Annotated in this window: 29 protein-coding genes; 20 read left to right on the top strand and 9 right to left on the bottom strand. The window is 69.5% G+C overall.

What is annotated here, in order from left to right; translation table 11 throughout:
• Nucleotides 1-21: 21 nt before the first annotated feature.
• Nucleotides 22-1,230 carry a C2 family cysteine protease gene (locus tag ACEN96_RS06925; RefSeq protein ID WP_495587304.1) on the bottom strand — a complete coding sequence of 403 codons (1,209 nt, stop codon included), beginning with the start codon at nucleotides 1,228-1,230 and terminating at the stop codon, nucleotides 22-24.
• 147 nt (nucleotides 1,231-1,377) lie between these two features.
• Nucleotides 1,378-2,262: a LysR family transcriptional regulator gene (locus ACEN96_RS06920; protein WP_495587303.1), complete on the bottom strand. Its 885-nt coding sequence runs from the start codon at nucleotides 2,260-2,262 to the stop codon at nucleotides 1,378-1,380.
• A 76-nt stretch (nucleotides 2,263-2,338) separates the two neighbouring features.
• Here ACEN96_RS06920 and ACEN96_RS06915 point away from each other — a divergent pair, with 76 nt between their 5' ends.
• On the top strand, nucleotides 2,339-3,664 hold the full coding sequence (locus ACEN96_RS06915) for an SGNH/GDSL hydrolase family protein (RefSeq protein WP_495587302.1): 1,326 nt from the start codon (nucleotides 2,339-2,341) through the stop codon (nucleotides 3,662-3,664).
• On the opposite strand, the gene ACEN96_RS06910 is transcribed toward ACEN96_RS06915, so the two are convergent.
• From ACEN96_RS06910 to ACEN96_RS06900, 3 genes are all read right to left on the bottom strand, one after another.
• Nucleotides 3,599-3,814 carry a putative motility protein gene (locus tag ACEN96_RS06910; RefSeq protein ID WP_495587301.1) on the bottom strand — a complete coding sequence of 72 codons (216 nt, stop codon included), beginning with the start codon at nucleotides 3,812-3,814 and terminating at the stop codon, nucleotides 3,599-3,601. The genes ACEN96_RS06915 and ACEN96_RS06910 overlap by 66 nt on opposite strands.
• Before the next feature lie 86 nt (nucleotides 3,815-3,900).
• Complete coding sequence (locus ACEN96_RS06905) at nucleotides 3,901-4,401, bottom strand: endonuclease V (protein WP_495587300.1); 501 nt, start codon at nucleotides 4,399-4,401, stop codon at nucleotides 3,901-3,903.
• Between the two features lie 64 nt (nucleotides 4,402-4,465).
• Entirely contained in the window at nucleotides 4,466-5,344 is an 879-nt protein-coding gene (locus ACEN96_RS06900; protein WP_495588564.1) for a LysR family transcriptional regulator, read from the bottom strand.
• A gap of 117 nt (nucleotides 5,345-5,461) precedes the next feature.
• Between ACEN96_RS06900 and ACEN96_RS06895 the strand changes: the two genes are divergently transcribed.
• From ACEN96_RS06895 to ACEN96_RS06885, 3 genes are all read left to right on the top strand, one after another.
• The gene (locus ACEN96_RS06895) at nucleotides 5,462-6,337 is read left to right on the top strand and encodes an SDR family oxidoreductase (protein ID WP_495587299.1); all 876 of its coding nucleotides are present in this window, start codon (nucleotides 5,462-5,464) and stop codon (nucleotides 6,335-6,337) included.
• A 92-nt stretch (nucleotides 6,338-6,429) separates the two neighbouring features.
• The gene (locus tag ACEN96_RS06890; RefSeq protein ID WP_495587298.1) at nucleotides 6,430-7,083 is read left to right on the top strand and encodes an AraC family transcriptional regulator; all 654 of its coding nucleotides are present in this window, start codon (nucleotides 6,430-6,432) and stop codon (nucleotides 7,081-7,083) included.
• A 44-nt stretch (nucleotides 7,084-7,127) separates the two neighbouring features.
• Nucleotides 7,128-8,300 carry a hypothetical protein gene (locus ACEN96_RS06885; RefSeq protein WP_495587297.1) on the top strand — a complete coding sequence of 391 codons (1,173 nt, stop codon included), beginning with the start codon at nucleotides 7,128-7,130 and terminating at the stop codon, nucleotides 8,298-8,300.
• A 7-nt stretch (nucleotides 8,301-8,307) separates the two neighbouring features.
• Here the strand turns inward: ACEN96_RS06885 and ACEN96_RS06880 are convergent, their stop codons facing one another.
• Complete coding sequence (locus ACEN96_RS06880; RefSeq protein WP_495587296.1) at nucleotides 8,308-9,105, bottom strand: N-acyl homoserine lactonase family protein; 798 nt, start codon at nucleotides 9,103-9,105, stop codon at nucleotides 8,308-8,310.
• Nucleotides 9,106-9,234: 129 nt separating this feature from the next.
• Between ACEN96_RS06880 and ACEN96_RS06875 the strand changes: the two genes are divergently transcribed.
• The 3 genes from ACEN96_RS06875 (at nucleotide 9,235) to ACEN96_RS06865 (ending at nucleotide 12,475) form a co-directional block, all read left to right on the top strand.
• Complete coding sequence (locus tag ACEN96_RS06875; RefSeq protein ID WP_495587295.1) at nucleotides 9,235-10,053, top strand: hypothetical protein; 819 nt, start codon at nucleotides 9,235-9,237, stop codon at nucleotides 10,051-10,053.
• A gap of 126 nt (nucleotides 10,054-10,179) precedes the next feature.
• A complete protein-coding gene (locus tag ACEN96_RS06870; protein ID WP_495587294.1) occupies nucleotides 10,180-11,724 on the top strand; it encodes a hypothetical protein in 1,545 nt (514 codons plus the stop codon).
• A gap of 7 nt (nucleotides 11,725-11,731) precedes the next feature.
• Nucleotides 11,732-12,475 carry a hypothetical protein gene (locus ACEN96_RS06865; protein ID WP_495587293.1) on the top strand — a complete coding sequence of 248 codons (744 nt, stop codon included), beginning with the start codon at nucleotides 11,732-11,734 and terminating at the stop codon, nucleotides 12,473-12,475.
• Here the strand turns inward: ACEN96_RS06865 and trhA are convergent.
• Nucleotides 12,466-13,149 carry a PAQR family membrane homeostasis protein TrhA gene (gene trhA / locus ACEN96_RS06860; RefSeq protein ID WP_495587292.1) on the bottom strand — a complete coding sequence of 228 codons (684 nt, stop codon included), beginning with the start codon at nucleotides 13,147-13,149 and terminating at the stop codon, nucleotides 12,466-12,468. The genes ACEN96_RS06865 and trhA overlap by 10 nt on opposite strands.
• Nucleotides 13,150-13,353: 204 nt before the next feature.
• Between trhA and ACEN96_RS06855 the strand changes: the two genes are divergently transcribed.
• From ACEN96_RS06855 to ACEN96_RS06825, 7 genes are all read left to right on the top strand, one after another.
• The gene (locus ACEN96_RS06855) at nucleotides 13,354-13,605 is read left to right on the top strand and encodes a hypothetical protein (RefSeq protein WP_495587291.1); all 252 of its coding nucleotides are present in this window, start codon (nucleotides 13,354-13,356) and stop codon (nucleotides 13,603-13,605) included.
• Nucleotides 13,606-13,749: 144 nt separating this feature from the next.
• Complete coding sequence (locus tag ACEN96_RS06850; protein ID WP_495587290.1) at nucleotides 13,750-14,073, top strand: ArsR/SmtB family transcription factor; 324 nt, start codon at nucleotides 13,750-13,752, stop codon at nucleotides 14,071-14,073.
• A gap of 39 nt (nucleotides 14,074-14,112) precedes the next feature.
• The gene (locus ACEN96_RS06845; RefSeq protein ID WP_495587289.1) at nucleotides 14,113-14,616 is read left to right on the top strand and encodes an arsenate reductase ArsC; all 504 of its coding nucleotides are present in this window, start codon (nucleotides 14,113-14,115) and stop codon (nucleotides 14,614-14,616) included.
• Between the two features lie 4 nt (nucleotides 14,617-14,620).
• Nucleotides 14,621-15,316 (top strand): aquaporin, encoded by a 696-nt coding sequence (locus ACEN96_RS06840; RefSeq protein WP_495587288.1) that lies wholly within the window; start codon nucleotides 14,621-14,623, stop codon nucleotides 15,314-15,316.
• Entirely contained in the window at nucleotides 15,309-16,067 is a 759-nt protein-coding gene (arsH, locus tag ACEN96_RS06835; RefSeq protein WP_495587287.1) for an arsenical resistance protein ArsH, read from the top strand. The genes ACEN96_RS06840 and arsH overlap by 8 nt, the downstream gene beginning before the upstream one ends.
• Before the next feature lie 280 nt (nucleotides 16,068-16,347).
• The gene (locus tag ACEN96_RS06830) at nucleotides 16,348-16,590 is read left to right on the top strand and encodes a hypothetical protein (RefSeq protein ID WP_495587286.1); all 243 of its coding nucleotides are present in this window, start codon (nucleotides 16,348-16,350) and stop codon (nucleotides 16,588-16,590) included.
• Complete coding sequence (locus tag ACEN96_RS06825) at nucleotides 16,583-18,484, top strand: ATP-binding protein (protein WP_495587285.1); 1,902 nt, start codon at nucleotides 16,583-16,585, stop codon at nucleotides 18,482-18,484. Before ACEN96_RS06830 ends, ACEN96_RS06825 begins: the two co-directional genes overlap by 8 nt.
• Before the next feature lie 85 nt (nucleotides 18,485-18,569).
• On the opposite strand, the gene ACEN96_RS06820 is transcribed toward ACEN96_RS06825, so the two are convergent.
• Together ACEN96_RS06820 and ACEN96_RS06815 are read right to left on the bottom strand one after the other, a co-directional pair.
• Complete coding sequence (locus ACEN96_RS06820; RefSeq protein WP_495587284.1) at nucleotides 18,570-18,989, bottom strand: hypothetical protein; 420 nt, start codon at nucleotides 18,987-18,989, stop codon at nucleotides 18,570-18,572.
• 58 nt (nucleotides 18,990-19,047) lie between these two features.
• The gene (locus ACEN96_RS06815; protein WP_495587283.1) at nucleotides 19,048-19,308 is read right to left on the bottom strand and encodes a hypothetical protein; all 261 of its coding nucleotides are present in this window, start codon (nucleotides 19,306-19,308) and stop codon (nucleotides 19,048-19,050) included.
• Nucleotides 19,309-19,427: 119 nt separating this feature from the next.
• On the opposite strand from ACEN96_RS06815, the gene ACEN96_RS06810 reads away from it, so the two are divergent.
• The 6 genes from ACEN96_RS06810 to ACEN96_RS06785 all read left to right on the top strand — a co-directional run bounded on the left by ACEN96_RS06810 (nucleotide 19,428) and on the right by ACEN96_RS06785 (nucleotide 26,090).
• Nucleotides 19,428-20,126 (top strand): hypothetical protein, encoded by a 699-nt coding sequence (locus ACEN96_RS06810; protein WP_495587282.1) that lies wholly within the window; start codon nucleotides 19,428-19,430, stop codon nucleotides 20,124-20,126.
• Nucleotides 20,127-20,136: 10 nt separating this feature from the next.
• A complete protein-coding gene (locus ACEN96_RS06805) occupies nucleotides 20,137-21,651 on the top strand; it encodes a lipopolysaccharide biosynthesis protein (protein ID WP_495587281.1) in 1,515 nt (504 codons plus the stop codon).
• 190 nt (nucleotides 21,652-21,841) lie between these two features.
• Complete coding sequence (locus ACEN96_RS06800) at nucleotides 21,842-22,963, top strand: ABC transporter substrate-binding protein (RefSeq protein WP_495587280.1); 1,122 nt, start codon at nucleotides 21,842-21,844, stop codon at nucleotides 22,961-22,963.
• 177 nt (nucleotides 22,964-23,140) lie between these two features.
• Nucleotides 23,141-24,262, top strand: coding sequence for an ABC transporter substrate-binding protein (locus ACEN96_RS06795; RefSeq protein ID WP_495587279.1), 1,122 nt, complete (start codon nucleotides 23,141-23,143; stop codon nucleotides 24,260-24,262).
• Nucleotides 24,263-24,408: 146 nt separating this feature from the next.
• Complete coding sequence (locus tag ACEN96_RS06790) at nucleotides 24,409-25,530, top strand: ABC transporter substrate-binding protein (protein WP_495587278.1); 1,122 nt, start codon at nucleotides 24,409-24,411, stop codon at nucleotides 25,528-25,530.
• A 74-nt stretch (nucleotides 25,531-25,604) separates the two neighbouring features.
• Nucleotides 25,605-26,090: a DUF1579 domain-containing protein gene (locus ACEN96_RS06785; RefSeq protein ID WP_495587277.1), complete on the top strand. Its 486-nt coding sequence runs from the start codon at nucleotides 25,605-25,607 to the stop codon at nucleotides 26,088-26,090.
• Nucleotides 26,091-26,108 lie beyond the last annotated feature (18 nt).

Genomic DNA, 26,108 nt, shown 5'->3' with positions numbered 1-26,108 from the left:
CAGCACTGGCCTCGTCCCGGCTCAGCTCGCCCAGCCGAATTGCCAGTAGTACTTCTTGAAGGTGGCCGCCGGGATCGCGAACACGCCGCCGGCGTTCAACGGCACCGAGCGCCAGAAGCTCTGGTCATACGCCGACCAGTTGCCGGCCAGGCTGTTGATGACCGGGCTGTTGAAGCCCCAGGGATTGCGCAGCACCACGTACTTCGTGTTGTTCACGTACGCCCAGCCGAGGATCGTGTAGGCGTGGTACCCGACGATGCCGCTCCCGGCGTAGTCCACCGGTGATGGCGTCTGGCAGAAGGTCCACGCGGTCATCGGATTGAAGGTCCGATACGACAGGCAGTTGGACCGCACCGCCGTCCAGATGTCGTCCTCGCTCATCGCCGAGCAGGTCTTCGTCACGCCGGTGAGGTTGGTCAGCTCCGTCGTCGCCTGCACCGGCCATCCACCGGCGATCGGGCCGTAGTTGGGCTCGTCGGTCGCGTCATTGGTCTTCCACTTCGCGAAGGCCTTCTCGTAGACCGCCGGCCAGATTTCGCCGGCTTCGGACGAGCGCGCATAGATCCAGGCATGCGTGCTCGTCACCAGCGGCACGCGCTCCGTCACCTCCATCGTCTTCAGGCCGCCGGAATAGAAGTCGATGCGATCGGCGAAATCCGCCGGCGAGGCGCTGGTCGCCCGCGTGCGCTGCGCCACCACGTAGGGACGCGACCACGCCACCGCCGACAGCGCCGCGATGAAGTAGCAGTCGCCCAGCGCGCCTTGCACCGGGTCGAAGTACTCCGCGGCCTCCTCGAAGAAGTCGCCAGGATCGGCCCAGGTGGCCCCGGGCGGCGTATAGCCGGGAGCGGAGACACCCTTGGTCGCCGTGGTCGCCGGCGCGGCGCTCTTGTCCCCGCCCGCCAGCGCGCCGACGACGCGCGCCACGGCGTCCGGGGACAGCTTGGACAGCATCGCCTCCATCGGTCCGCCCTTGGCGAGCGACCCCACCGCCTTGGCCCGCTGCTCGGGCTTCATCTCCTGGATGCCGGCCAGCGACTGATGCGTGTCGGCCAGGCCGCTCACGAGCAGATTGCCCCGGACCGGGGACGTCAGCTCCTCCACCGACGCGCCAAGCGTCTTCTTGACGAAGGCATCGCGATCCGTGATCGCCTGCCATCGCACGTTTCGGCCAACCGCGAGTTCAGCGACTGCATACGGATTGGCCAGGCCAACTTTGGGCTCGTTCATTGAAGTTCTCCCTTGAATTGGACGCGCAAGATGACGCGTCGACGGTGGCGGCCCGCCCGGTGATCCGGACGGTGCTCACCACTCGCTAGCGAATCTAGGCGTGGCCGGGGAGCCCCTCAAGTCGACATCTAGGGGTTGTTCGCGGCCCTACAGCGACTGGATCCCGCGCACCAGCAGATCCCTCACCACCTGCACCCGCATGGGCTGCTGCCGGCGTGGCGCGTGCACGAGGAAAGCCGTCTGCGCCGGGCCGCTCCACCGCGGCAGCAGGCGCACGAGCGCCTTGCGCGCGAGCAGGTCCTTGACCATCCAGCTGGGCTGGAACGTGATGCCCGCGCCCTCGCGCACGGCCTCGAGCAGGGCCGCCGCATGGTTGACGCGGTAGCGGGCCGGGATCGTCAGAGCCACGATGCCATCGGGGCCGCTGAGGGTGATCGCGTCATCGGACACGTGCGCGTACCGCAGGAAGTCATGACGGGCCAGGTCCGCCGGCGCGCGCGGCCGGCCGTGGCGCTTCACATAGTCGGGCGACGCGACGATGTAGCGGGGCCAGGTCGCGAGCTCGCGCGCCACCAGGTCCGGCGGCAGCACCCCGCCGATGCGCACCATCAGATCGGCGCGCTCCTCCACCGGATCGACGAAGCGGTCCTCCAGCATCAGGTCGATCTGCAGCTCCGGGTACTGCCGCAGCGCACGCAGCATCAGCGCGTTGAGCTTGAGCTCGCCCAGCGCGACGGGCGCCGAGATCCGCACCAGCCCGCGTGGCTGCCGCGTGCGTTCATCGAGGTCGGCCACCGCCTCGTCGTAGTCCTCGAGCAGTCGCCTCGCGCGTTCGAGAAAGCGCTGGCCCTCGTCGGTGAGCACCACGCGCGCGGGCCCCCGCTGCAACAGCCGCACGCCCAGCGACGCCTCGAGCGACGCGATCAGCTTGCTCACCGTCGGTTGCGTGGTCGACAGCGAGCGCGCCGCGGCTGACAGGTTGCCCAGCTCCGCGACCCGGACGAACACGTGCATCGCGCGAAGGCGGTCCATGGCATTCCATTTTCGAATGGGCGGGCTGCCATTCTGTCGCCTTCCCAACGCCTATGGAATTGGTGAGAGTGCGGCCATGACATACCGCCTCGCCTCTTTCCTCGCCGGCTCCGTCTTCTCCGCTTCGCTCGCGGCCTTGCTCGCGACGAGCGCCACGGCCGCCGCGCCTGACGCCGCGCCGGTGCATTGGCAGCCCAGCTGGATCTCGCCCGCTCAGCCCGTCTGGAGCAAGGACTGGGTGGCGCCGCTCGGCATGCCGCCCGAGCTGCGCGACGTCACGCTGCGACAGACACTGCGTACCAGCGTTGGCGGCGAGCAGCTGCGGCTGGTCTTCAGCAACGAGTACAGCGCCGCGCCGTTGAAGCTCGGCTCCGCGACCGTGCGCACGATCGGCGATGGCCCCGCGGTCGCGGTCCGATTCAACGGCCGCGGCGGCACGCTCGTCGCGCCCGGCGGGCGTGCCGTCTCCGATCCGCTTTCCTTGCCCATCACGGCGGGCGATCGCCTCGAGGTGGACCTCCATCTGCCCGAACGCGCCACGCTCGGCGGCTTTCACTGGGATGCCCAGGAGCAGACGCTCCTGCTGGAGGGCAATGCCGTGGGCCGCCGCGACGCGCCGGTGCTCCAGACCTTCACCACCCGCGCCTTCGTCACCGAGCTGCAGGTTGCGTCAGGCCAGCCCGCGCCGGTGGTGGTGACCATCGGCGACTCCATCACCGATGGCAACGGCTCCAGCATCGGCCGGGACCAGCGCTGGCCCGATCACCTGTCACGACGGCTCGCGCCGCATGGCGTGGCGGTGCTCAACGCCGGCATCGCGGGAAACCGGCTGCTGCGCGGCGGCTGGGGCGACAGCGCGATCGCGCGCTTCGAACGGGACGTGCTGGCGCACGCCGGCGTGAGGGCCGTGGTCGTTCTGCTGGGCACCAACGACATCGGCTTCCCGGGCAGTCCGTTCGCGCCCGCCGAAGCGCCGGCGACGCTGACCGATCTGACGGCGGCGTTCCAGCGCCTTGTCAAGCAGGCGCATGCGCGCGGCGTGCGGGTGATCGCCGGCACCGTGCCGCCCTTCGAGCACGCGCTGCAAGGCACGCCGCTGGAAGGCCACCACAGCCCCGCGAAGGAGGCGCTGCGTCAGGCGCTCAATGAATGGATCCGCCACGCGGGCGCGTTCGACGGCGTCGTCGACTTCGACGCGGTGTTGCGGGACGCCGCGCATCCGTCGCGGCTCGATCCCGCGCTGGACTCCGGCGACCACCTGCATCCCGGCGACGCCGGCTACCGGCGGATGGCCGAGGCGATCGACCTGCGCGCGCTTCTGGGCGAAGCGGCCCGCTCAGGCGTAGGTGTTGATGTTGCGCCCGAGGCTGCCCTCGGTGGCCAGGGCGGGCGCCTGCGGTAGGGCCTCGAGCAGCGCGGCGGCGCCGGCTTCCTGTGCGTCCAGGGCCTTGCGGAGCACCAACAGGCCAGCCCCGTTGCCGGCGGTGCCGGGCGTGCCGTTGGATGCATTCCTGACCGCTGCGTCGACGCTGGGGGAGTTGGTGATGTTCATTCCAGCAATATCGGCCACGCCCGCGCCAGCTTGAATCCGGGCCCCATGAAACCACGGCGCCAACGTGGTGAGCCGGCGGCCCGGGATCACTCCTGGTTCTTGGCCAGGCGGGCCGCGAGCTTCATCAGCGTGGGCACGCGCTTCCTGCCGTGCATCGCGCGCACCCGCACCTTGGCCGCGCCGATGTCGAGGCCCGCGCAGGTCACGACCAGCGGCGGCGACTCCTCTTCCCGCACGACCTCGAACTGCGCCGGCAGGCCCGGCAGGCGCTTCTTCGACACGCCGACGACGGGCACCTTGCCGCCCAGCACCTGGAACAGGTGCTGCCCCAGGCCCGGCGTGTCATCGGCATCGAGGTGCACGAAGCCGTCGATCACGAGGAGCTCGGGCTCCAGGCGGTGCTCGCCCAGCAGTTGCATCACGCAGGGAAGCTCGCGCAGGTCGAGTTCGCCGCGCGCGGCCTTCTCGACCTGGGCGACGCGCGTGAAGCAGGTCTTCACCGGCTCCGCCGCGTCCCAGGCGTCGAAGGCTACGGCGGCGGCGTTGGCCTGCTCGCCATCGAAATGAACAGCCACGATGAGTTTCATGAGGTAGGTGGGGTCGTTGCGGTGAAGGTGTGCCAGGACATGGGTGACAGGCTGGGCCGGCGGATCAGCCGGGCAGCATCAACTGCCCCTGGCGGTACTGCCCGACCAGGAACTCGACGAAGGCCTTGACCTTCGGGCTGGCGAGCCGCCGCGAAGTGTGCAGCACCCAGAGCTCCACCTCCTTGCCGGGCACCACGCCCCACTGCGCCAGCTCGCCGCGCGCCAGTTGATGCCACACGATCGACTGCGGCAGCAACGCGACCCCGGCGCCGGCGATCGCCGCGTCGCGGACCATCTGCATCGACGACAGCCGCAGCACCGGTTGCGGCGCCAACGCGAGGCCGCTGCCCTCGAGCGACCAGAGCTCCCCCTCGCGGGCCGTCGAGACGACCGCGGGCACGCTCACCGGCTCGGGGCTGGGCGCCGGCATCGCGATCTCCGGCGCGGCCACGACCACCAGCCGGTCCGTCGCGAAGCAGCGCCCCACCAGCGCCGAGTCCATCCGCGGATTCGGCCGGATCGCGACGTCGAACCGCTCCTCCACCAGGTCCACCACCCGGTCTTCCGCGACCACGTCCACCCGCAGCTCCGGGTACTCGCGCCGCAGCGCCGCGCACAGCCGGCCCATCGCGAGCTGAGAGAACAGCAGCGGCGCCGCGATCCGCAGTTGCCCGCGCACCTTGCCGGCGCCGTCGAGGGCCGACGCGATCGCATCGGCCACCTCGTGCATCGGACCCTCGGTGCGGCTCAGCAGCTGCAGGCCCGCCTCGGTCAGCTCCAGCCCCTTGGTGCTGCGCTCGATGAGCCGCACGCCCAGTTGCTCCTCCAGATCCGCGACCCGCCGCGACAGCGTGGCCTTCGAGCGCCGGCTGGCGCGGCTCGCCCGGCCGAAGCCGCCATGCGTCGCCACCAGGTTGAAGTCGGCGAGCGCGTTGAGGTCCATATCGGCCATGTGTTTCATATCCAAGACGACGTGTCTTCATTCTGGCGTCTGTGTTTATGAAGTGCAACGCCCTATTGTTCAGTCATCGCAACCCCAACCGCTCCCAAGGAGATTTCCATGAGCATCCTCGTCACCGGTGCCAGCGGCACCATCGGTTCCCTCGTCGTTCAAGGTCTGGCGCGCCAAGGCGCTTCGGTGAGCGCGCTGGTGCGCAAGCCCGGCAAGGCCACCCTGCCCCCGGGCGTGCGCGAAGTCGTCGGCGATCTGTCCGACGTCGCGTCGATGCGCGCCGCGCTGGCGGACGCGCGGACGCTGTTCCTGCTGAACGCCGTCACGCCGGACGAAGTCACGCAAGGGCTGCAGACCTTGAGCCTGGCCCGCGAGGCTGGCATCGAGCGCATCGTCTATCTCTCGGTGATCCATGCCGACCGCTTCACCGACGTGCCGCACTTCACTGGCAAGCACACGATCGAGCGGATGATCGAGAGCCTGGACCTGCCCGTGACCATCCTGCGTCCGGCCTACTTCATGCAGAACGACCTGCAGGTGAAGCCGGTGATCGAGGGCTACGGCGTCTATCCAATGCCGATCGGCTCGGCGGGCGTGTCGATGGTGGACACACGCGACATCGCCGACCTGGCGGTGGCCGAGCTGCTGCGTCGCGACGCGGCTCCGGCGCCGCTGCCGCGATTGACGCTGGACGTGATCGGGCCGGAGGCCATGACCGGCGAATCCGCCGCCGGCGTGTGGCGCGAGGCGCTGGGGCGCGAGATCCATTTCGGCGGCAATGACCTCCCGGCCTTCGAGGCGCAGCTGGCCGCGGCGATGCCCAGCTGGATGGCCTACGACATGCGGCTGATGATGGCGCGCATCCAGCAGCACGGCATGACATCGCCCGAGGGCACCGTGCGGCGGCTGGAGTCGATGCTCGGCCGTCCACTGCGCCGCTACGCCGATCTGGTGAAGGAACTGGTGGCGCCGGCGCGGGCCTGACCTTCAGCCGGCGCGCGAGCGCCGGCCATACTCCCCGGCTCGGCCGCGCTGCCTCGCAGCGCGGCCTCACGTCCTGGCGAGAGGCTGAACCGATGTCGACCGCGATCTCCCTTCACCCGGCCTTCGAGCGCATGCCCCGGCACCGCCATGCGCAGGGCTATGTCGCGCTGGTGCTCGCCGGCGGCTACGTGGAAGCTGGCGATCGCGGGCGCATGCGTGTCCAGGCCGGCCAGGCGGTGTTCCACGCCGCGCATGAATCGCATCAGAACGAGTTCCTCGGCATCGGCGCGCAGGTGCTGAACCTGCCGATGCCCGCGGGCGGATGCGGCGAGCCGCTCGGCCATGTCCACGACCCCGACGCGATCGTCCGCCTCGCCGAGCGCGATCCCGTCCAGGCGGCCGGGCTGCTGCGGCAGACCTTCCGCCCTTGCCCCGCCCGGCTCGATGACTGGCCGGACCTGCTCGCCGCCGCGCTCGCGGCGGATCCGGCGCTCAGCCTCGCCGAGTGGGCCGACACCATGAAGATCGCGCCTCAGTCGATCAGCCGCGGTTTCCGCCGCGCCTTCGGCACCAGTCCGAAGCGCTATCGCCTGGAGCTGCGCGCGATGCATGCGCTGCGCCAGCTGCCCGGCTGGCGCGGCTCGATCGCGTCGCTCGCGGCCGACACGGGTTTCGCCGACCAGGCTCATCTGACGCGCGCCATCGTCGCCCTCACCGGTCAGACGCCGAAGCGGCTCGCGGGTTAACTCCGTTCAAGAGCCGGCGGCCACCCGCTCCTAGCATCGGGGGCATGCAACGCCGAACCCTCCTCTCCGCTCCGCTGGCTGCCTGGATGGCGGCCCTGCTGCCCGCCCTTGCGGCTCGTCCCGCCCAGGCGCAGGCCAGGACCAACCGCACGCGGTGGAAGGTGCGCGCCAGCGAAGGCGCCGATGCGATCGCCTTCCTTGGGCCGCTGTCGGGCACGCAGCTCTACCTCGACTTCTATGGCGAGGACGCCACCGCCTTCGGCCCGCGCCTGCCCGAGGCCATCCGCCGCGACATCGGGCTGCTCTGGCGCGAAGCCGCCCAGGACGGCTTCGGCCTGCTGGGCCCCAACCTGCAGGTGCTGTTCTCGGGCAGCGGCAACGACGCGACGCTGGCCACGCTGCTGACCGCGCTGCGGTCGCGGCAGACGGCGATCCTGCCGGGCTACCGGGCCAGCAGCTACTGGAGCGAATCGGACTGGGCCTGGTTCGAGCGCGCGGCCCCGAGGCTCGATGCGATCTTCAGCGCCCTGCAGGACGCCGGCTTCGCGGCGTTCCGCGATGAGCGGATCGGCACCGACCTGGACCGCCGCATCGCCGAGGTTAGCCGCGCGCTGGCCGGGTTCGACGTGATCACCTGGCAGGAGAAGCTGACCGGCCGCCGCTTCGACCCGGAGATCCAGATCGTGCTGCTGCAGTTCTCCAAGCCGCATGGGATCAAGGTGCAGGGCCAGACCTTCCTGCAGGCCGCCGACTACGACACCGCGACCACGGTCCGGATCGCCGCGCACGAGATGCTCCACCCGCCGGTGCCGATGGACGGTCCGGCCGCGAGCGCCGCGCTCGCCGCCTTCGAACGCGATCCGCTGATCATGAAGATCGTGCGCGAGCACGATCCGCGCTGGGGTTACACGACGCTGCCGGGCATGCTGAACGAGGACCTGGTCCAGGCGCTGGACCAGTTGATCAGCGAGGCGCTGGGCGTGGCGCGCAATCCGGCGGATCGCTGGCGCAAGTCGGACGACGGCATGCACGTGATCGCCGCCGGCCTGTACGGTCTGCTGCGCCAGGACCGGTGGATCGAGACCGGCGGATCGATCGAGCAATGGCTCGCGGCCGCCGCCGCCGGGGGCCGCCTGGCGCCGCCGGCGTTCCATGCGGCCGCCTCGCGCGTGCTCGAGCGCCCCGCCGAGGCGCTGTGGCCCTTGGCGCCGCGCTGAGCGCGCCCTACTTCGCCGCGGCCGGGAAGGCCGGCAGCTTGCCGATGTCGCGCGGGTCGTGCTGGATGATGACGATCGCCTTCAGGTGCTTCTCGATCTCCTTCATCCGCTGGATCGAGGCCAGCGTCTGGGCACGGTCGTCGTTGAAGCCGGGCACCCCGTCGTGCTCGTAGTTCTCATGGAAGTGCACGGCATCGCCGCTCAGCAGCACCGGGCCCATCTCCTTGAGGCGGACCAGCAGCATCGAGTGTCCCGGCGTATGACCGGGCGCGCGCAGCACCATGACGCTGCCATCGCCGAACACGTCCTTGTCCGCGGTCAGCGGCTCGACCTTGCGCTTCTCGGCGATCCACTCGGCGAAGCCCTTGGCGTTGGCGCCGCTCATCGGCGGCGTCGCGGTGACGCCGTCCCAATCGCGCTTGCCGATCAGCAGCGTCGCGTTCTTCAGCGGCGCGAGCTGGCCGGTGTGATCCGGGTGGAAGTGGCTGATGCCGACGTACTTCACCTCGGCCGGATCGACGCTGATCTGCTTGAGCAGGTCGGCCAGCGGCTTGTTGGTCGCGTTGGGCGCCGATCCCGGCAGGTAGCCGGTGTCCCAGACCATCACGTCGGCGCCATGGCGGATGACGTAGCAGCTGAAGGTGAAGGGCTTGGAGGTCTCGGTGTAGGCGAAGGTGTCGCTGAAGCGGCGCGGATCGTTGCTGCCGCTGCCGCAGTCCAGCCGCGTCAGCGTGACCTCCTGCGCGGCCGCCGACAGGCAGAGCAGCGCGCCAACATGGAGCGCCAACCAGAAGCGTGAGTTCATCTCGTCTCCTTGAGCGCGCCGATGATAGCCACGATCCCCGCGCACCACCGCGCGCGGAGTTCCCGCAGACCCTGACGCCAGCGCTGGTGCTTGCCGCGGCGCCCGGCCGCCGGTTAGGCTCATGGCGACATGTCATCGATCCGTCACATCGAGCCGCTCGCGCCCACCGCTCCGGACCCGCGGGTGCTGTCGTGGTGCCGCGCGCTGCGCACGCTGGCCGTGCTGAACATCGGCCTGTGGCTGGGCGCCCTGTACTTCGGGCCGGCCGGTGGCGCCCACGCCCACCTGCAGCTGATGCTCTCCGGCGTGTATGTGCTGGTGTGTGCCTATCGATCCCTGCTGCCGCGGGTCGACCTGGAGCGGCTGGTGGTCGTGGATTCCCACCTGTCGAGCATCTTCCTGGGCAGATCCGCGGCCACGGTGGCCGAGATCTGCTTCGCGTTGCAGCTCGGACTGCTGGTGCACCAGCTGGCCGGACATGCGGGACTGCCCTGGGTGCAGCGGGCCGCCTGGACGATTCCGATGTTCATGGTGGCGGCCCAGGGCTTCTGCTGGCACAGCGTGCTGACGCTGAACCACATCACGCAGGCCGTCGAGTCCTCGCTGTGGGCGGCGGGCTTCGCCTGGATGGCGCTGCTGCTCGGCGTCGTCGCGCTGGAGAGCACCGGCTGGGTCCACGCGGTGGCGCTGTTCGGGATCGTGGGGGCGATGGCCTTCGTGGCCTATGTCCTGGGCGTGGACGTGCCGATGTACTGCCGCCGCTACCGGGATGGCCGCGCCAGCGGGCGGGTCTACCTGCGCCTGGACGAAGGCGCCCGCGACGCCTGGCGCCGCCGCGTGCCCAGCGGGAGCTGGGGCGCCTGGAAGGCCGACGCGCTGTGGCTGACGCCGTACTTCAGCGTCGGCGTCTGGATCAGCATCGCGATGGTGTGCGTGCCGGGCGCGTGAGCCCTGGCGGGACGGTGGCTCGGTGGAGCGCCCCGGACGAAATCAGCAGATTGCCGATATCCAGCCGGGCGCGGGTGGCTTACGGTCCTGCTTTCGCAGGTGTGCGACGCAGCAGGAGCCCGCCCCATGAGCTACAGCGGCCCGCAACAGGCCATGGCCTCCAGTTCCGTCCGCTCGCCGGCCGCCGAGCCGACGGCCGCATCGGCGCAGGCTAGGCATTCTCCTTACGCCGAGAGTCCGAGGATGGTCGCGCAGCGGCAGGCCATGGACCGGATTCGCGGCGCGTCGAATCCAGTGATTCAGCGCGTCGAGATGGACGCGATCGTGCCGCACGTCAATCCAGGTTGGGGTACCCCGTTGGCGATCGTCCGCCTATTCGATCAATGGCTGCAGATCGGATATCGAGAATCCCTGGCGTCGCTGTCGTTCGAGCAGGCCGGAAGGCTTTGGCACCCCTTCTCCAGCTGGTTCCAAAAGAACGTCGAAACACCCTATGAGGGAGGGCGGGAGGCATTCCTTGCAGCGCCCGGCGAGATCCGCGTCCGAGTGCCGATCGCGCCAGCCGCGGCCGTGGAGCCAGCCGTGCCAGCGCAGCAGCAACTGGAGCTGGCGTCCCCGGACGCGGTCATGGAGCCGGAGATGGAGGCGGAGGAGACCTCCGAGAGCTCCGAGCCTTCCGGGCCCGTCCCTGTGCTGGCCGTGTATCGCGGCCTGCACTATGGAGATCCGGAGTTCGCGGGCAAGGACCTGCAGGAGGAAGCCCGACGTCAGACCTTCCTCAGCCCTGCCGCCGCCACGCTGCTGACGGCGGGGGAGATCGGCACGGCCGTCAAGCGAGTCCAGGCAGACATGGCCGGACTCTATGAAGATCGCAATACGACGAAATGGTGGAACAGCCAACAGGGACGCTATGAGAAACCCATATTCGCGGTGATTCAGCGCTACGTTCAGGACTTCCGCCAGTTCCAGGTCGAGTCCATCATGGGCAACGCTCGCCTCGCGCAGCCCATCGACTACACCAGGTTCTGGGCCAGCGAGTACGGCAAGCAGAACGGCGCCGTTCACATCGAGCAAGTGTTGGGGGGCTTTGGCCTGCCACCCTTCAATGCCGACCAGTTGGAAGTTCTGCAGGGCGTTCTGAGCAACCTTCACATGTACGCCTCGAACCAGTCCTTGAACAAAGGAAAGCAGTCGAACCTGACTCACCTGAAAGGCGCCATGCAGTCGCGCCAGATCATGCAGGACCCTTTCCTGTCGACCACTGTCGACGCCGTGCAGGCGGCCAAGTACGCGCTGGGGGAGAAGATCACCAAGGAGAGAGACCAGAGGACTCAGGACATCGTGGGCCGACTGTGCATCTACCTGATGTCACGGGGAGATTTCCACGACAACTACAACGACGCCCTTGACATCGAGCGGCTGAGCTCCGCTCGGAAGATCGAGTTCAACAGCCGCATGGGCAAGGAGAAGGAGATCACCTTCGTCGGCGGCATACATCCGCAGGACTACGTCGGCCATGAGAACGCGATAGGGGGCGAATCAGCCCAGACCCTGGCCGGCAGGGGCCGGAAAAAGGCCAAGGACAGCGCCGGAGCGCTCAATGCGGTGGTCGTCGAGAACGCGGGAACTGCTGCCACGCGTCAATCGATCATGGGCGATACGAAGGTGTAGGTGAGCCATGCGGGAACAACGAAGTGACACGTTCCACGCCTCGTTTGACGAAGCGTTCAGGGCATTGGAACTTCCGTCCGGGCCGGAGCGCCGCCGCGGCGCCTCGGCCGCGGCCGGCGAGGTGCTGAAGGAACTCGCGACCGACCTGCGCGCCATCGATGCGCTCCGCCGCGACAGCGCCCATGACGACGCGGATTCGACCCGGGCCCTGGGTGAGCTCGCCGTCGAGATCACGTCCCTGCTCTACGCCGGCGGGGCACCCGATGTCCATTGGCGCCGATGGGCCGCGTTGGCCGCGGAGGGCCTTGAACTGGACAAACGGCCCGAGCTGGCGCTGCCTTACGCCGTCCTCGGCGGCCGCCGAGGCAGCCTCGCAGCATTGGCGAGTCCGGCCCGGACCGTGTCCGACATCGTGCTGGGCAATCTCGTGTCGGGTTCGGCGACGCGACCCGAGCCGGGGTCCCACACGAATCCGGCGCACGATGCCTGGTGGACGCTCGCTGACAGCATCCCCGGCCGCCAGCACGACCGCACGGAGCGCGCGCTGCAATGCCTGGCCGACTACTGGATGGGAGAAGACGAGGAGTGGGAGATCTTCCATCCCCGCCAGGTCAACCTCTATCCGAGCGAATCCGCCGTCGCGGCCTGGGCTCGACACCACGGATACCGGCCCTCGGGCCTGAGCACGCGAGCCCAGCGATTTCTTCATGCCGGGCTGACGGGAGGCGACCCAAGCTGGGGTCAGCCGTAGGCGTAGAACAGCGCCGCGAAGAAGTGGCAGACGCTGCCGCCGAGCACGAACAGGTGCCAGACGAAGTGCGCGTAGCGCAGCTTGTTGTCCAGCAGGAAGACGGCCGCGCCCAGCGTGTAGCTCAGGCCGCCGGCCACCAGCAGCGCCAGGCCGGGGCCGGGCGTGCGTTCCACCAGCGGCCCGATGGCGAACACCACCACCCAGCCCATCGCCAGATAGAGCGCGGTGGACACCAGCGGATGGCGCAGCCGGTTCAGCAGCTTGATCGTCACGCCGAACGCGGCGGCGGCCCAGACCGCGATCAGCAGCGTCACGCCGGGCCCCGAATGCAGCACGCCGAGCGTGAACGGGGTGTAGCTGCCGGCGATGAAGACATAGATCGCGGCATGGTCCAGGCGCATCAGCCACTGCTTGACGCGGCCGCCCGCCAGCGAGGCGGGCAGGGCGTGATACAGCGTCGAGATGCCGTACAGCAGGATGCCGGTGGACGCGAAGATGGCCGCCGCGACCACGTCCGCCACCTCGCCATGCCCGATCGCGCGGGTCACGAGGATGGGCAGGGCGGCGATGGCCAGCAAGGCGCCCAGGCCATGGCTGACGGCGTTGGCGATCTCTTCCCCGCGGGTCTGCGGGCGGTCGGCGAGGGCGGCGCTGACGCCGGTCTGAGGAGTCATGGATCAGTCTCGTGGTCTCTTGCTCTGACGGCCAGAGCATGCCAGGGATTTCCCCAGGTGACGGGCGCGGGCCTTTCACCGTTCATCCGCTGCCCATGCCGTTCACGCCGCCGCACTGCCGGCTCGTCTCCTGCCGCTCGAAAGCGGCCGCGCCGATGACGACACTGACTCCATCGACACAGCCAACCGCTTCAGGAGAACGACATGACCACCAGCCGCTTCGAACTTGCTTCCGCCACCAGCACCACGATCAAGGCCCTCGCCGTCGGCGCGATCGGTGCCGTGGTCCTGGGCCTGGGCATCGCCCACGCCGAAGGCCGGCGCGCGCTGCGCGCCTCGGTCATCACGCTGGAACCGGTGGTGATCACCGCCAAGCGCGAACAGCTCCCGACCGTCTACATCACCGGCCGCCGCGACGCGACGGCCGACACCACGCAGATCGCTTCGGCCCAGTGAGCCCTGCCGGTTGCGCTGGATCGATGGAGCGCCCCATCGGCTGACACCCTTCGGATCGCTTCACGCGGAACGCCCGGCTCATGCCGGGCGTTCTGCTTTCATCGCCGGGTTGCCTTCATTCATCATTTCGAATATTCTCGAAATATGAGTGAAGACGAAGTCGTTCGCGCCCTGGGCGCGCTGGCGCAACCGCTGCGCCTGCAGGTATTCCGGGCGCTCGTGGTCGTCGGCGAGACCGGCCTGACGCCGGGGGCCATCCAGGAGGCGCTCGGGGTTCCTCCCGCCACGCTGTCCTTCCATCTGAAGGAGCTGCTCGCGTCGGGGCTGGTCACGCAGGAGCGCGCCAGCCGCCATCTCATCTACCGCGCCGCCTATCCGCGCATGAACGACCTCCTGGGCTACCTCACGCAGAACTGCTGCCAGGGCACGCCTTGCGCGGTCGAGCCGGCATCGAGCGGCTGCTGCTGATCCGCTTCGCATCGACGCGCCAACACCGACGACCAGACCATGACGATCAACGTCCTCATCCTCTGCACCCACAACTCCGCGCGCAGCGTGCTTGCCGAGGGCATGCTCAATCACTGGGCGCGCCGGCTGGGCAAGGACCTCCGCGCCTTCAGCGCGGGCAGCGCGCCCAGCGGCCGGGTCAATCCGCTGGCCCTCGAGGCGCTGCATGGCGCCGGAATCGACACGGCCGGCCATCGCAGCAAGAGCTGGGACGAGTTCACGACCGCGGACGCGCCGCCGCTGTCGCTGGTGATCACCGTGTGCGACAGCGCCGCGGCCGAGCAGTGCCCCGTGTTCTTCGGCGGCAGCGGCCAGCCGGTCAAGGTGCATTGGGGCTATCCGGACCCGTCCAACGCCGCCGGCGGCGAGGCGGGAAAGCGCCAGGCCTTCGAGTTGACGCGCCAGGCCGTGGGCTATCGCATGCTGCAGCTGGCGCAGTTGCCGTTCGAGTCCATGGACAGGGCCGCGCTGCAACGCGCGCTCGGCGAGATCGGGCGGAGCTGACACGATGGATCTCTTCCGCAAGCTCTTCGCCGAGGCGCTGGGAACGGCGCTGCTGCTGGCCGTCGTGATCGGTTCCGGCGTGATGGCCGAACGCCTGTGCGGCGGCAATGCGGGCCTCGCGCTGCTGGCCAACGCCCTGGCCACGGTCGGCGGGCTGTACATCCTGATCGAGGTGCTGGGCCCCGTCAGCGGCGCGCACTTCAATCCGGCCGTGAGCGTGGTCATGGCCTGCCGCGGCGAGCTGGCGGGCGCGGCGCTGATGCCCTATGTCCTCGCGCAACTCGGCGGCGCCGTGCTGGGCGCCTGGCTGGCCCACGCGATGTTCGACATGAGCCTGCTGCAGTTCTCGGCCAAGGCGAGAAGCGGCATGGGGCAATGGATCGCGGAAAGCGTCGCCACCTTCGGACTGCTGCTGGTCATCCTGCGCGCGCCGGCCGCGCGCGTGGCGGCCATGGTCGCGGCCTACATCGGCGCGGCCTACTGGTTCACCGCCTCGACCTCCTTCGCGAATCCGGCGGCCGTGTTCGGCCGCATGTTCAGCGACAGCTTCGCCGGCATCGCCCCCGCCAGCGCCCCCGGGTTCGTCGTGGCCGAGTTCATCGGCGCGGCGGCCGCCGTCGGGGCGCATCGCCTGCTCTCGCCGCCGCACGGCGCGGGCAAGACCTCATCCCCTTCCTCATCCGCCGCACGCCATGTCTGACCTCCTCTTTCCCGACGCCACCTTCCCCGCGCTGGACGCCGGCCTGTTCGACGTCCCCGCCGCATCGCAGCTGACCGCGCCGGCGCCATCCGGGCACCGGCCGCGCATCCTGATGCTCTACGGCTCGCTGCGGGAGCGCTCCTACAGCCGGCTGCTGACCTTCGAGGCGGCCCGCCTGCTGGAGGCGATGGGCGCGGAGGTCCGGATCTTCCATCCGTCCGGGCTGCCCCTGCCCGACGACGCGCCCGCGACCCATCCGAAGGTGCAGGAGCTGCGCGAGCTGGCGGCCTGGTCCGAAGGCATGGTCTGGTGCTCGCCGGAGCGGCATGGCGCGATGACGGGGATCATGAAGACGCAGATCGACTGGATCCCGCTGTCGACGGGCTCGGTGCGGCCGACGCAAGGCAAGACCTTGGCGGTGATGCAGGTGTCAGGCGGCTCGCAGTCCTTCAACGCGGTGAACCAGATGCGGGTGCTGGGCCGCTGGATGCGCATGCTGACCATCCCCAACCAGTCGTCCGTCGCCAAGGCCTTCGCCGAATTCACGGAGGAAGGACGGATGAAGCCGTCGCCGTTCTACGACCGCGTGGTCGACGTGATGGAGGAGCTCGTGAAGTTCACGCTGCTGACCCGCGACCTGGGCCCCTATCTGCTGAACCGCTACAGCGAGCGCAAGGAGAGCGCCGCGGAACTGTCCGAGCGCGTCCAGCTCGCCGCCGCGACGGGGACGCCCAAGCGCTGCTGCGCCTGATGGCGCCCGCCCCCGTTGGCTCGCCGCAACGGGGGTGTCTCTTCTCACTTGTCCGGCGAGCCCGGCCTGCGCATCATCGCGCCCCATTGCTGAAGGCGCCCACGACAGCGCCCGCATGACGGAGATCCCCCTATGTCCTCCCTGTTCATCTCGACGATCGACTGAACACGGTTCCCGAGCCCCGGCTGAACCGTGTCTGTTCCCAGATACGGCCTCAGACCGCGTGGCATGCAAAGCCCCGCCGCCCTTGAGCCGGGGCTTCTGCTTTTCGGAAACCGCAATGAGTGCACAACTCCGTTCCCGCGCCCTCCAGGAGGGGCGGGTCAAGGCCCTGCGCCGCATGAAACAGCCGATGACGCTGGTGCTCGAGACGAGCCCCGGCGCGCGCGACCCCGTGGCGCGCGCGCTCGGCCAGCGTGGCATGCGCGGCGCGGGCCAGCACATCCAGAGCCGTGGCGCCCAGCGCCGCGCCGACCGCGTGGCGCTGCAGGCGCTGCTGCGGCAAGAGGATTGGAATGAATGAATCCACCACCCTGCGTGGGCAGCTGGCGCAGAGAAACCAGCAGCTGCAGACCGTCGCCGCCCAGCTCAAGACCGAACTGTTCGGCATCGACGCCATCATCGACCGCGTCATCGATTCGGTGCGCGCCTGGTACGTGCTGCCCGAGCTGGTCACGCGTCCCGTCATCGTCTGCCTGTGGGGCCTGACCGGCACCGGCAAGACGCAGCTGGTGCGCCGCCTGGCGCAGCTGCTGGGTTTCTACGACCGCTTCGTCGAGGTCCAGATGGACGGTTTCTCCAACGGCGCGGGCTGGCGCGGCGCGCAGAGCATCTCCGGCATGCTCGGCCAGTCCGGCGTGCGCGAGGGTGAGCCCGGCATCCTCGCGCTCGACGAGTTCCAGCGCTTCCGCACCATCGACGCCAAGCGCAGCGAGCTGCGCGTCGAGCGCTACCAGGACGTCTGGGCGCTGCTCTCCGACGGCCGGCTGCCGCCGGCGCTCTCGCTGCTGGGCGACATCGAGTCGTCCATCGCCGAGGCCGCCTTCGACGCGGAGCGCGTGGAAGCCAGCGAAGCCAAGCTGCGCTTCAAGCTGCGCAGCTGGGAGGCGCAGGAGCTGCAGCGGCAGCTCAAGCTCGACGAGCCGCTGATGGAGATCATGTCGTGGTCGCCGGAGCAGATCCAGGATCGCCTGCGAGAGTTCCGCGAGCGTGGCCAGCAGCAATGGGACACCGACTACAGCCGCCTGCTGATCTTCGTGTGCGGCAACCTCGACGAGATGTACGAGGACCTGGCCACCAGCGTGCACGACTGCGACAGCGATGCCGACACCTTCCATGCGCTGACCGGCAAGCTGAGCGTCATCGACGTCAAGCAGGCGCTCAACCGGCGCTTCAAGCCGGAGCAGGTCGCGCGGCTGGGCAATGAGCACGTGATCTATCCGTCGCTGTCGCGGCGGGCCTATGAGCAGGTGATCGCGCAGGGCTGCGCGCGCTATGCCCGCGAGACGGAGGCCCGATGCGGCCTGCGCTTCGCGCTGGAGGCGAGCGTGCGCGAGCAGATCTACGCCAACGCCGTCTTTCCGGCGCAAGGCACGCGGCCGCTGTTCTCGTCGTTGCACGCGATCCTGGGCACGGGGCTGGCCAAGGCCGCGCTGTGGGCGATCGAGCGCGGCGCCGAGGCGGGCGACCAGGTGGACCTCGCGGCCGATGGCCGCGGTCTGGTCGCGCGGTGGCGCGGGCAATCGACGTCGATCGGCGCGCCCTTCGAGATCAGCCGCCTGCGCCAGCGCAGCAACGCCGACTTCCGGGCGCTGCTGGCCGTGCACGAGGCTGGTCACGGGCTGGTGCATGCGCTGCTGTTCGGGCGCGCGCCACGCGAGATCAAGATCCACGTCGCGAGCTTCCAAGGCGGCTACAACGCCTACACGTCGCGCCAGGTGTGGTCGCGCCGCAATCTGCTGGATTCAATCTGCACCAGCCTGGCCGGCCGCGCGGCGGAGCTGCTGGTGTTCGGTCCGGAGCTGAGTTCGAGCGGCGCCGAGAGCGACCTGCGCAAAGCCACCGAGACGGCGGCGCGCATGTTGCGCCACCTCGGACATGGCGAGCGCATCGGCCGCACTGACGTGTCCGCCGACAGCGAGGACAACCTCTGCACCGACGTGGAGGCCACCAACGCGCTGGTCGAGGTCCTGCTCCAGGGCGAGCACGCGCGCGCCACGGCGCTGATCGACGCGCATCGCGGTGCGCTGCTCGCGCTGGTGGACGAGTTGATGGAACGCGGGCTGGTGACGCCCGAGCGATTCGCGGCGATCTCCGGGCTGACGGTCGAGCAACCGGAGGACGCGCTGGATCCCTATGCGCAGCGGCTGGCGGCGTTCGCGTCGGCGGCGCCGGTCAGGCTCGCTCGTACAGCGTGACGACGCAGGCGCCGCCGAGTCCGCACAGGCCGAGCGCCTCGTAGCTGATCAGCTCGTTGTGGGCGAAGACGGCGGACGGCGCGTTTCAAGGCGCTGAATGGGCCAGTGACAGGCCCCCGATGCCATCGGGCAGCCAGACTTCTCCGCGGTCGGAACTCGCGTCGCAGAAACCGACGCCATGCTTTGCCGCGAGATTGAAGACGGCCTCATGCGCCTGCTCGGCCTTGGACCACCTGAAGCAGGCGTAGATGAGCGACTGCCCGATGCTGTAGTCCGTCACGGACGATTCGTCCTCCGGAAGCTCGTTCGACGCGAAAGGTCCATTCAACGCGGGAAAGGTCTGGATCATGTCCGTGAACCACGCCCGAAGCTGCGGTGCCGATACCGCGGGGTCATCGTAGGAATGCGCCTCTTCATGACTGGACTGCTCTTCGTACCAGGCGTTGAAGCCCTCGCGATCCTGGGGCGCCTGCTCCGGATCGAAGACGAACAGGTCGTAGCTCATGGGGCGGATTCCTTTCTCTCGGCGCGTCTCAAGGGAGGCGCATGGCGCGACGACTCCCTCAGCCGCCGCCGGACCGACCCGCATTCGCCGAGGCCGGCTTGTCGGCGACACCGATCGGAATCACGCGCACCCCTGACGCCGTTGCGCCCGCATCCGCCGGGCGTGCCGCCGGCGCGCTCGCCGATCGCGAATGGAGCCGCATGCCCGAGAACATCTCCTCCGCGCCGCGATGCAGCTTGGCGGCCAGGATCACGCCGACGACGGCCAGGAGGACGGCCGCGAGGCCGGCGACGATTTTGACGGGAGAGCTGGTCTGCATGAGGAAACCTTCGACGGGGCCGAGAGCGTAACAGCGTGGCGCTCCCTGTACAGTCCGCGACCGCGGTCGCCGCCGGCCCCTCGCCGGTCCGCGCTCCCCCCTCGTCAAGCACCTGCCCCATGCCTTCGACGCCACAGTTCATCCGCCACGCGACATTGGGCGGCCTCGCGTTCCTCGCCGCCTGCCTGATCCACGAAGGCATCGGTCACGGCGGCACCTGCAGGCTCCTCGGCGGACAGATCGCCGCCCTGAACTCCGCCGTGTTCCGCTGCGCCCCGGGCAGCGCCTGGGTCGATGTCGCGGGGCCGCTGGCCAACCTGATCGCGGCGCTCATCGGCGGCATCCTGCTGTTCCGGCTCGATCCGCGCGCCCGCCTCCGCGAGGCGCTGGCCCTGTTCGTGGCTTTCAATGCCTGCTGGGGCGCCGGGTATCTGATCTATTCCGGCGTCACGGGACAAGGAGACTGGGCCTTCGCACTCCGCGCGATCGCTGGCGACCCATGGAGCCTCGTCGTCTTGAGGGTGCTATGCGGGCTTGCCGGCGCCCTCCTCTACCTGCGTTCCCTTCGACTGCTTCGCCCCCGGCTGCCTCGCGGCGGCTCCCTCATGGCCGCCTACCTCGGCGCCGGCGTGGCGTCGATGGCGAGCATCGCCCTGTCCTCCGACCGGAGCGCCGCGGCCTTCCTCGAGGCGTTCAATGAAAGCTGGCTGGCGCTGATCGGCATCGCCATCGTGGCGCTGCGCCACCGCGCCGGAACCGCCACGGGGCAGTTGCACAATGCCGCTCCCTCGCGCCGCGGCGCGCAAAGCCGCCCTTGAAGGAATCCGATTGAGCGCCGTGAAACCAGGAACCGGTCCGAGCCGCGAGGCCGCGCTGCTGCGCGGCGTGGGCCTGTATGCCGTGGGCATGCTGTTCACCCGCTTCGCCGGCTTCCTGATGCTGCCGTTCTACACCGCCGTGCTCAGCAAGGAGGCCTACGGCTACGTGGACCTGGTGTTGACCGGCTCGACGCTGTTCGGCACCCTCGTGACGCTGCGGCTGTTCGACGCCCTCTACCGCGCGCTCTGGGACGAGCCCGACACCGGCCGCCGCGCCGCGATGATCACCTCGGTGCTGGGCCTGACGACGATCAACGCGATCGCCGGCTCGGCCCTGGTGTGGGGCGTGCTGGCGCTGGCCGGCATCCCGCTGCCGCATCCCTGGCTGCTGCTGGCCTGGACCGTGCTGCGCATCCCCGCCGAGTTCTTCCAGCAGACCACGCGCGTGGTCGGGGACCGCTCGGCCTACGCCGGCGCGGCCATCGTCAACGCCAGCGCGATGGCCGGCAGCAGCCTGCTGCTGCTGGGCGTGTTCAAGCTCGGCGCGCTCGGCTACCTGGGCGCGATGGCCGCGGCCTCCACCGCCATGCTGATCTACCTGCTCTGCAAGGACACCGGCGCGCGCCTGGTGCGGCCGCGGCTGTTCTCGCTGGCGGTGCTCAAGCCGATGCTGGCCTACTCGCTGCCGCTGGTGCCGGCCGCGGTGAGCTGGTGGGTGATCCGCATGATCGGCCGCTACACGCTGGGCCATTCGCATGGGCTGCAGGAAGTGGCGGACTTCGCCGTCTCCGACAAGCTGCCCGCCGTGGTGGCCATGCTCAACATCACCTACTACATGGCCTGGCAGGACGCGGTGCTGCGCCAGTCCTCGCACGGCGACCACGAGGAGCACCTGGCCTTCTATCGCCGCGCGCTGGGTGCCTATGCGCGCCTGGGGCTGGTGGCGCTGGGGCTGATCGCGCTGTTCCTGCGGCCGTTCTTCGCGCTGATGATCGATCCGTCCTATGCCCAGGCGCGCACCTACGTGCCGCCGCTGCTGCTGGCGGTCTTCCTGCTGTGCATCGGCGGGCTCTACGACGTGCTCTACCAGCAGCAGCGCAGCACCGGCGCGATCTTCGCCACCAGCCTCGTGTCGGCGCTGGCGGCCGGCGTGGCCAGCTTCGCGCTGGTGCCGGCCTACGGCGTCTGGGGCACGGTCGCGGCCACGATGTGCGCGGCCGTGATGCTCGCCGTGATCCGCGGCGTCGACCAGTACCGCACGCTCGGCGTGACCATCCCGCTGCGCGACGTCCTCCTGGGCGCGCCCTTCTTCGCGCTGGGCTGGCTCATGAACGCGGTCCACGATCCGCTGCAGTACGCGATCGGCGCCGCCCTCGTGAGCGTGGCCGCCGTGGTGACGCAGCGCTCGCTGCTGATCGCCGCCTGGGGCCACTGGCGCGCCGGCAAGCAGGCCAAGGCGGCCCCTCAGGGGGAAAGTCATCACCGATCCCTTTCCGGTGGCGTAAAGCCAACGAAAGCCGATTGAAAGGTTCGCGGGCCGGGGCGAACTCAAACCAAGGGTTTTCCCTCGAAGGCAAGGCACTTCGCGGTCCTGCCGGGCATGTTCCGCCGCCGGCATTCCCGAGGGCCACGTGGCGAGATTCGCCCAGTCGTGGCGGCGAGTGCCGTCGGCTTGAGCACAATGCCGCCCCTTCGGATCCCTTGGTAGTAACCCTATGTTCCTCGCCCTTCCCCGTCGCGCGCGCCGCCTGCTCGCGCTTCTTTGCCTGGCTGCGGCGCCGGCCGCCCATGCCGACATCGTGATCGGCCAGGTCGCGCCCTTCAGCGGTCCTCAAGCCGTCACCGGCAAGGCCATCCGCGCCGGCGCGAAGCTGTGGATCGACGAGGTCAACGCGCGCGGCGGCATCCGCGGCCAGCGCCTCAAGCTCGTCACCCGCGACGACGCGCAGAAGCCCGAGGACACGGTCCGCCTGGTCAAGGAACTGATCGCCCAGGAGTCGCCCGTCGCGCTGATCGGCACCGTAGGCACCACCAACCTCGAGGCCCTCAAGCAGGACGGCGTGCTCGAGAAGAACCGCGTGCCCATGGTCGGCGCCGTCTCCGGCGCGACCAGCGTGCTCACCGCGCGCGGCATGTACCCGGTCAAGGCCAGCTATCGCGAGGAAGTCGAGCGCCTGTTCAAGCAGCTCGCCGAAATGGGCCGCACCCGCGTGGGCATCGTCTACCAGGACGACGGCCTGGGACGCGACGCGCTGGCCGGCGCGCAGGCCTCGGCCAAGACGCATGGCCTGACGCTGGTCGCGCAGACGGGCTACGCGCGCAACTCCACCGAGGTCGGCAAGGCGGTGGACGAGATGGTCCGCCAGACGCCGGACGTGATCTTCCTGGCCGCCACCACCGCCGCCGCCATCGAGTTCACCACCCGCTACCAGGCCGCCGGCGGCAAGGCCGGGCTGTACGGCATGTCCATCATCGACATGCAGACGCTGCTGGCGAAGCTGGGCCCCGATCGCGCGCGCGGCTTCGCGTTCTCGCTGGTGCTGCCCACCGACGACCGCCTCGATCGCGAGGTGGTGCGCGACTATCAACGCCTGAGCCAGAACGCCAAGGACGCCGACCTGTCCTCGCGCTCGCTCGAGGGCTTCATCGCCGCGAAGGCACTGACGAAGGCGCTGGAGCGCTCCGCCAGCGCCACGCCGCAAGCGCTGACCGAAACGCTGGAACGCGGCTTCGAGACCGACGTCGGCGGCCATCGCCTGACCTTCGGCAAGGGGCAGATGCCGTCGCGCTACGTGGACTTCGCGCTGCTGGGTTCGGGCGGCCGCCTGGTGCGCTGATATCCCCGCGCGGGGGATCTCCGGCGGAGGCTCCCCGCATGCGCGTGCGATTCGCGCATCGGCGTCGGCGAGGCGGTTCGCGAGCGGCGACGGACGGTCGCCGCGGCGGCGCGTTGTTGTGACGGGCCCCTCCCCTTTGGGGACAATGCGGGACCCGTCCGCACCGCCGTCACGATCATGACCCTCGCCTTTCCCCGCCGCGTCCGCCGTCTGCTGGCGCTCCTCTGCCTGGCCGCGGCGCCGGCCGCCCATGCCGACATCGTGATCGGCCAGGTCGCGCCCTTCAGCGGTCCTCAAGCCGTCACCGGCAAGGCCATCCGCGCCGGCGTGAAGCTGTGGCTCGACGACGTCAACGCGCACGGCGGCATCCGCGGCCAGCGCATCAAGTTCGTCACCCGCGACGACGCGCAGAAGCCCGAGGAGACCGTCCGCCTGGTCAAGGAGCTGATCGCGCAGGACGCCCCGACCGCCTTGATCGGCACCGTCGGCACGTCCAACCTCGAGGCCCTCAAGCAGGACGGCGTGCTCGAGAAGAGCCACGTGTCCATGGTCGGCGCCATCTCCGGCGCGACCAGCATCCTGACCGCGCGCAACATGTACCCGGTCAAGGCCAGCTACCGCGACGAAGTCGAGCGCCTGTTCTCGCAGCTCGCCGAGATGGGCCGCAAGCGCGTGGGCATCGTCTATCAGGACGACGGACTGGGACGCGACGCGCTGGCCGGCGCGCTGGCCTCGGCGAAGGCGCATGGGCTCACGCTGGTCGCGCAGTCGGGCTATGCGCGCAACACGACGGAAGTCGCCAAGCCGGTGGAGGAGATGATCCGCCAGACGCCGGACGTGATCTTCCTGGCCGCGACGACCGCCGCCGCGATCGAGTTCACCAGCCGTTATCAGGCCGCAGGCGGCAAGGCCGGCCTGTACGGCATGTCCATCATCGACGTGCAGGCGCTGCTGGCGAAGCTGGGACCGGATCGGGCGCGCGGCTTCGCGTTCTCGGTGGTGCTGCCGACCGATGACCGCCTCGACCGCGAGGTCGTGCGCGACTATCTGCGCCTGAGCAAGGACGCCAAGGAGGCTGACCTGTCCTCGCGCTCGCTCGAGGGCTTCATCGCCGCGAAGGCGCTCACGAAGGCCCTGGAGCGCACGGGCAGCTTCACGCCGCAAGCGCTGACGGAGCTGCTGGACCGCGGCTTCGAGACCGATGTCGGCGGCCATCGCCTGACCTTCGGCAAGGGTCAGATGCCGTCGCGCTTCGTGGACTTCGCGCTGCTGGGACCAGGCGGGCGGCTGGTGCGCTGAGGCGCCCCGCAACGATCCGTTCCTCGCGCGGCCCAACTCGCAGTGACGGTTGGATACATAGATTCATCCGCCGTTGCGGGAAGTTCGCACAGTAGATGTCATGGACATCGCCGACAATCCGCCCCCTTTCCTGCCGTGCCTCTCCCATGAATCGCCGTCAACTGCTTCAGAACCTCGCTGCTCTCGCCGGAGCCGGCAGCCTGCCCGCCTTCGCCGCCGACAACACGCGCATCGTGCTGGGTCAGTCCGCCCCCTTCAGCGGCCCGGCGCGCGAGCTCGGCGAGCAGTTCAAGGAAGGCGCGATGCTGGTGTTCGACCAGGTCAACCAGCGCGGCGGCATCAACGGCCGGCACATCGAGCTGCGCAGCCTGGACGACGGCTATGAGCCGGACCGCTGCGCCGCCAACACCAAGCGCTTCATCGCGGACGGCGTCAACGCGCTGTTCGGCTATGTCGGCACGCCGACGACGCTGGCGGCGGTGCCGCTGCTGACCGCGGCCAAGCTGCCGCTGGTCGCGCCCTTCACCGGCGCCGAGGCGCTGCGCACGCCATTCAACCGGCACCTCTTCCACATCCGCGCGTCCTACAACGACGAGGCGGCCGAGATCGTCAAGCAGATCACCTCGGTCGGCATCAAGCGCGTGGCGGTGTTCTTCCAGAACGACAGCTACGGCCAGGCCGGCCTGGCCAGCGTCACGGCGGCGCTGAAGACGCACCAGTTGGCGCCGGTGTCGCAGGGCACGGTGGAGCGCAATTCGCAGGACGTGGCCGCGGCGCTGAAGTCGGTGATGGCCGGCCAGCCGGAGTGCATCGTGCAGATCGCCGCCTACAAGTCCTGCGCGGCCTTCATCCGCGCGGCACGCCAGGGCGGCTTCCTGGGCAACTTTTACAACGTGTCCTTCGTCGGCGCGCAGGCGCTGGCGGCCGAGCTGGGCAAGGACGCGCGCGGCGTGGTGGTGTCGCAGGTCGTGCCGTTCCCGTTCTCCGGCCTGACGCCGATCGCCAGCGAGTACATCCAGCGCAGCAAGGCCGCCGGCAAGGAACTGGGCTACACCGCGCTGGAGGGTTACATCGCGGCCCGCACGATGGTGGAAGGCCTGCGCCGCGCGGGCAACAACCCGACGCCGGACAACATCATCAGCGGCCTGGAAGGCCTGAACGAGCTGAACCTCGGCGGCTTCTACATCAACTTCTCCGGCCAGCGTCACACGGGCTCGCGCTACGTGGACATGACCATCCTGACCGAGGACGGCAAGGTCCGGCGCTGAACGTCAGCTGCTGCCACATCTGGGCAGCGGCCTGAGGACACTCGGCCCCGTCACATCGCAGACGAGAGGCCCGCATGTCCACCATCCATCCCGCTGGCGCCGCTGATTTCGACTTCGAATTCGGCCGCTGGACCGTCGAGCATCGCCGGTTGAACCGCCGCCTGAGCGGGTGCCAGGACTGGTCGAGCTTCGCCGGCCGCTGCACGACGCAGCCGATCCTCGGCGGCCTCGGCAATCTCGAGGACAACGAACTCGACCTGCCCGATGGCCGCTACCGCGCGGCGGCAATCCGGTCCTTCGATCCGGCCACCGGCCTGTGGGCGATCTGGTGGCTCGATGGGCGCGCGCCTCACGCGCTGGACGTGCCCGTGAAGGGCCGATTCAACGGCGCGATCGGCGAATTCCTGGCCGAGGATGTGCTGGAGGGGCGGCCGATCCGGGTGCGCTTCATCTGGAACAAGACGGACCCCGACGCACCGACGTGGGAGCAGGCCTTCTCCGCCGATGACGGCGCGACCTGGGAGATCAACTGGGTCATGCGGTTCACGCGGGTGGCGTGAAGGCGCGGCGGCCAAGGG

This window comes from Roseateles sp. Mitsp63, assembly GCF_059491535.1.
Note: the sequence above shows the minus strand (reverse complement) of the source record. Positions and strands in the feature narration are given on the sequence as shown.

Coding starts and splice junctions, on each gene's coding strand:
- ACEN96_RS06925 (WP_495587304.1), bottom strand. CDS start 1,230: ATGAACGAGCCCAAAGTTGGCCTGGCCAATCCGTATGCAGTCGCTGAA.
- ACEN96_RS06920 (WP_495587303.1), bottom strand. CDS start 2,262: ATGGACCGCCTTCGCGCGATGCACGTGTTCGTCCGGGTCGCGGAGCTG.
- ACEN96_RS06915 (WP_495587302.1), top strand. CDS start 2,339: ATGACATACCGCCTCGCCTCTTTCCTCGCCGGCTCCGTCTTCTCCGCT.
- ACEN96_RS06910 (WP_495587301.1), bottom strand. CDS start 3,814: ATGAACATCACCAACTCCCCCAGCGTCGACGCAGCGGTCAGGAATGCA.
- ACEN96_RS06905 (WP_495587300.1), bottom strand. CDS start 4,401: ATGAAACTCATCGTGGCTGTTCATTTCGATGGCGAGCAGGCCAACGCC.
- ACEN96_RS06900 (WP_495588564.1), bottom strand. CDS start 5,344: ATGGACCTCAACGCGCTCGCCGACTTCAACCTGGTGGCGACGCATGGC.
- ACEN96_RS06895 (WP_495587299.1), top strand. CDS start 5,462: ATGAGCATCCTCGTCACCGGTGCCAGCGGCACCATCGGTTCCCTCGTC.
- ACEN96_RS06890 (WP_495587298.1), top strand. CDS start 6,430: ATGTCGACCGCGATCTCCCTTCACCCGGCCTTCGAGCGCATGCCCCGG.
- ACEN96_RS06885 (WP_495587297.1), top strand. CDS start 7,128: ATGCAACGCCGAACCCTCCTCTCCGCTCCGCTGGCTGCCTGGATGGCG.
- ACEN96_RS06880 (WP_495587296.1), bottom strand. CDS start 9,105: ATGAACTCACGCTTCTGGTTGGCGCTCCATGTTGGCGCGCTGCTCTGC.
- ACEN96_RS06875 (WP_495587295.1), top strand. CDS start 9,235: ATGTCATCGATCCGTCACATCGAGCCGCTCGCGCCCACCGCTCCGGAC.
- ACEN96_RS06870 (WP_495587294.1), top strand. CDS start 10,180: ATGAGCTACAGCGGCCCGCAACAGGCCATGGCCTCCAGTTCCGTCCGC.
- ACEN96_RS06865 (WP_495587293.1), top strand. CDS start 11,732: ATGCGGGAACAACGAAGTGACACGTTCCACGCCTCGTTTGACGAAGCG.
- trhA (WP_495587292.1), bottom strand. CDS start 13,149: ATGACTCCTCAGACCGGCGTCAGCGCCGCCCTCGCCGACCGCCCGCAG.
- ACEN96_RS06855 (WP_495587291.1), top strand. CDS start 13,354: ATGACCACCAGCCGCTTCGAACTTGCTTCCGCCACCAGCACCACGATC.
- ACEN96_RS06850 (WP_495587290.1), top strand. CDS start 13,750: ATGAGTGAAGACGAAGTCGTTCGCGCCCTGGGCGCGCTGGCGCAACCG.
- ACEN96_RS06845 (WP_495587289.1), top strand. CDS start 14,113: ATGACGATCAACGTCCTCATCCTCTGCACCCACAACTCCGCGCGCAGC.
- ACEN96_RS06840 (WP_495587288.1), top strand. CDS start 14,621: ATGGATCTCTTCCGCAAGCTCTTCGCCGAGGCGCTGGGAACGGCGCTG.
- arsH (WP_495587287.1), top strand. CDS start 15,309: ATGTCTGACCTCCTCTTTCCCGACGCCACCTTCCCCGCGCTGGACGCC.
- ACEN96_RS06830 (WP_495587286.1), top strand. CDS start 16,348: ATGAGTGCACAACTCCGTTCCCGCGCCCTCCAGGAGGGGCGGGTCAAG.
- ACEN96_RS06825 (WP_495587285.1), top strand. CDS start 16,583: ATGAATGAATCCACCACCCTGCGTGGGCAGCTGGCGCAGAGAAACCAG.
- ACEN96_RS06820 (WP_495587284.1), bottom strand. CDS start 18,989: ATGAGCTACGACCTGTTCGTCTTCGATCCGGAGCAGGCGCCCCAGGAT.
- ACEN96_RS06815 (WP_495587283.1), bottom strand. CDS start 19,308: ATGCAGACCAGCTCTCCCGTCAAAATCGTCGCCGGCCTCGCGGCCGTC.
- ACEN96_RS06810 (WP_495587282.1), top strand. CDS start 19,428: ATGCCTTCGACGCCACAGTTCATCCGCCACGCGACATTGGGCGGCCTC.
- ACEN96_RS06800 (WP_495587280.1), top strand. CDS start 21,842: ATGTTCCTCGCCCTTCCCCGTCGCGCGCGCCGCCTGCTCGCGCTTCTT.
- ACEN96_RS06795 (WP_495587279.1), top strand. CDS start 23,141: ATGACCCTCGCCTTTCCCCGCCGCGTCCGCCGTCTGCTGGCGCTCCTC.
- ACEN96_RS06790 (WP_495587278.1), top strand. CDS start 24,409: ATGAATCGCCGTCAACTGCTTCAGAACCTCGCTGCTCTCGCCGGAGCC.
- ACEN96_RS06785 (WP_495587277.1), top strand. CDS start 25,605: ATGTCCACCATCCATCCCGCTGGCGCCGCTGATTTCGACTTCGAATTC.